This window comes from Zavarzinia sp. (assembly GCF_041650655.1).
In the GTDB taxonomy this organism is placed as follows: domain Bacteria; phylum Pseudomonadota; class Alphaproteobacteria; order Zavarziniales; family Zavarziniaceae; genus Zavarzinia.
Map to the genome: position 1 here is coordinate 1 of NZ_JBAZKR010000219.1, position 3343 is coordinate 3343.

The following is a 3343-nucleotide window of genomic DNA, read 5'->3' on the forward strand; positions in this document are numbered from 1 at the left end:
CAGTGGCAGGCCGCGTACGGTGGCCGCCACTTCAGCCGCGTCGCGGCTGGGCAGCTCGCTGCCGCCGAGCACGGCCACGCCAGCGGCGCGGGCCTCGCGCTTGGCCGAGGCCTTGTCGCCCAGGCGCTCAATGACCTCGGGCGTCGGGCCGATGAAGACCAGGCCGGCCGCCCCGACCGCGCGCGCGAAGACCGCGTTCTCGGCCAGAAAGCCAAAACCCGGATGAATGGCCTGCGACCCGGTGCGCCGGGCCGCATCGATCACCGCATCAATGCGCAGGTAGCTCTCGGCCGCTGCCGCCCCGCCGATCTCGATCGACTCACCGATCAGGTCGACATGCAGCGCATCACGATCAGCACTCGAATGCACGCCTGCCGCCGCCACGCCAAGGCGGCGGCAGGTGCGTGCGATACGGCAGGCGATTTCGCCGCGATTGGCAATCAGGATTTTTTTGAACATTTCAGAGTCCGCTCCAGCGCGGTGGGCGCTTTTCGTTGAAGGCCTTCACGCCTTCAAGCCGGTCGGCTGACGACACGAGGACGTTGTAGGCGGCGATGTCGAGCATGTAGCCACTGTGGAAGTCAATCTCGCCGCCGCGCGATGCGGCCAGCTTGGCGTAGTGCGCCGCCATCGGCGCGGCCAGCACGATGTCACGTGCGTCGGCGACCGCAGCGGACAGCGCCGTGCCCGGCTCGGCCAGCTCGGTCACCATGCCCCATTCGGCGGCTTCTTCGGCCGAGAAGCGGCGCGCGGTGAGCAGCAGTTTCTTAGCCCGCCGCATGCCGACCGCGCGCACCAGGTTCTGGATGCCACCGCCGCCCGGCATGATGCCGCGCCGCAGTTCGGGCAGCGAAAACACCGCCGCGCGCGAAGCGACGATGTAGTCGCACATCAACGCCAGTTCGCAGCCGCCGCCATGCGCGTGGCCTTCGACTGCGGCGATCACCGGTTGCGGGAAATCCTTGACGGCCAGCAACACCACTTCGGCGAGCTGGTGCTGGCGCCGCCACTGCCCATCGGTCATGCCGTCGCGCTGCTTGAGGTCGCCGCCGGCCGAGAAGGCACGCTCACCGGCGCCGGTGATGATCAGCACACGCAGGCCGTCGTCGAAGGCCAGTTCGTGCAAGGCCTCGCGCAGCTCGACGAACATCTGCGTGTTCATCGCGTTCATCACCTCGGGGCGGTTCAGCACCAGGGTGCGAATGCCATCGGCAGCCTCGGTGCCGGGCGCGGCTTCAACGCGCAGTGTCTTGTAGTCCATGGTGTTTCAGTACGAACGGGGCATGCCCAGCAGATGCTCGGCCACCTGGGCCAGCACCAGATTATTGGAGATCGGCGCGGTGCGAAACAGCCGCGATTCTTTCCACTTTCGTTCGATGTCGTACTCGCAGGCCACGCCATAGCCGCCGAAGGTGGTCATGGCCGCCTCGGCAGCCTCCCAGGCCGCTTCGCTGGCCAGGTACTTGACCATCGTCGCCTCGCGGCCGCAGGGCAGGCCGGCGTCGAACAGCGTCGCGGCCTTGTTGCGCATCAGTTCGGCGGCCTCAATGTTCATGTGGGCGCGCGCGATCGGAAACTGCACGCCCTGGTTGGCGCCGATCGGGCGGTCGAAGACGACGCGCTCGCTGCCGTAGCGCGCGGCCTTGCCGACGAACCAGTGGCCGTCGCCGATGGCCTCGCTGGCCACCAGCAGACGCTCGGAATGCAGCGAATTGAGCAGGTAGTAGAAGCCCTTGCCTTCCTCGCCGATGCGGTCGTCGTCGGTGAGTTCGAGGTTGTCGATGAAGACCTGGAAAGTGTGGTGGTTGATCATTGTGCGAATCGGCGTGGCCTTCAGCGCCGCGCCGGCCTTCGCGATGTCGATCAGGAACAGGCTCAGGCCATCGGTCTTCTTCTTCACCGCGTCGATCGCCGTGGTGCGCGCGATCAGCAGGTACATGTGCGAGTGGCTGTAGCGCGAGGTCCAGATCTTCTGGCCGTTGACGACGTAGCCGCCCGGCACCTTGCGCGCGAAGGTCTTGATCGCCAGCGTGTTGGAGCCCGCGTCGGGCTCGGTCACACCGAAGGCCTGCAGCCGCAGGCTGCCGTCGGCGATGCGCGGCAGCGTGCGGCGCTTCTGTGCCTCGGTTCCGTGGCGCAGGATCGACGCCATCGTGTACATCTGCGCATGGCAGTGCACTGCGCTGCCGCCGATCTGGTTGATCTCCTGCAGGATCAGGCAGGCATCGAGCAGCGGCAGCCCGGCGCCGCCGTATTCCTCGGGGATCAGCGCGGCCAGCCATCCGGCCTTGGCCATCGCGGCGACGAAGGCTTCCGGGTAGGCGCCGTCCTGCGCGCACTGGCGCCAGTATTCGGGGCCGAAGCCCTTGCACAGCTCCTTGACGGCGGCGCGGATCTGGCCCTGGGTCTCGGTGTAGTCGAAGTTCATGGGGATGTTGGCCTTGTCTGTCAATCGACGACGCCTTGCTGTCGCAGCGCCGCCAATTCATTGGCATGCAGGCCCAGCGCCGTCAACACCTCGTCGGTGCTCGCGCCCAGCACAGGCGGCGGCTGGCCGCTGCGCCCGCGCCTGCCCTGCGAACTGAAGGGCAGGCCCATGGCCTGGTGTTGCGGTGCGCCCGGCAGCGGCAGCGCGCCCAGCATGCCCACCGCCTGCACCTGTTCGTGCGCCAGCATCTGGGCCACGTCGTGCATCTCGCTGCAGGGCGCACCGGCCGCACGCAGCGCCGCCACGCAGTCCGCGGTGCTGCGTTGCCGGGTGCGCGTTTCCAGCTCGGCGTGCAGCGCCTCGCGGCGGCCGATCCGCGCCGACATGTCGATGAAGCGCGGGTCCTGCGCCAGCTCGGGGCAAGCCAGCGCGCTGCAGATGCGGCCGAACAGCCGGTCGTTGGCCGCGGCGATGAAGACCTTGCCGTCGGCGCTGTCGAAAAGCTCGTAGGGCGCCATCATCGCCATCGCCGAACCCATCTTGCGCGGCAGGCGCTGGGTGGCCAGGTAGTTCGCGACCGGCACCGTCATCCACGACAGCCCGGTCTCGAGCAGGCTGGCGTGCACGCGCATGCCTTCGCCCGTGGTGGCGCGGCGCAGCAGCGCGGCCAGGATCGCCATCGTGGCCCACATGCCGGTGCCCATGTCGATCAGCGACACGCCGACACGCGCCGGCTCGTCACCTTCGTGGCCGCTGACGCTCATAATGCCAGTGAAGGCCTGCATCAGCGGGTCGTACCCTGGCAGCGCGCGCATCGGGCCGACCTCGCCAAAGGCACTGATCGCGCAGTACACGAGGCGTGGATTGGCCGGCCGCAGGTGTTCGTCGCCGAGGCCGCGCGCTTCGGCGCTGCCT

General features: G+C 68.3%; 4 protein-coding genes. All 4 read right to left on the reverse strand.

The features are described from left to right. Positions 1-459, reverse strand: a 459-nt coding sequence (locus WC493_RS22500; RefSeq protein WP_373068741.1) for a biotin carboxylase N-terminal domain-containing protein, incomplete at its 3' end; no start/stop codon positions are given. 1 nt (position 460) lies between these two features. Then, positions 461-1261: an enoyl-CoA hydratase/isomerase family protein gene (locus WC493_RS22505; protein ID WP_373068743.1), complete on the reverse strand. Its 801-nt coding sequence runs from the start codon at positions 1259-1261 to the stop codon at positions 461-463. 6 nt (positions 1262-1267) lie between these two features. Continuing rightward, entirely contained in the window at positions 1268-2452 is a 1185-nt protein-coding gene (locus WC493_RS22510) for an acyl-CoA dehydrogenase family protein (RefSeq protein WP_373068745.1), read from the reverse strand. After that, positions 2449-3343 (reverse strand): CaiB/BaiF CoA transferase family protein (locus WC493_RS22515; protein WP_373068747.1); only part of this gene is annotated, 895 nt, incomplete at its 5' end. The genes WC493_RS22515 and WC493_RS22510, both read right to left, overlap by 4 nt.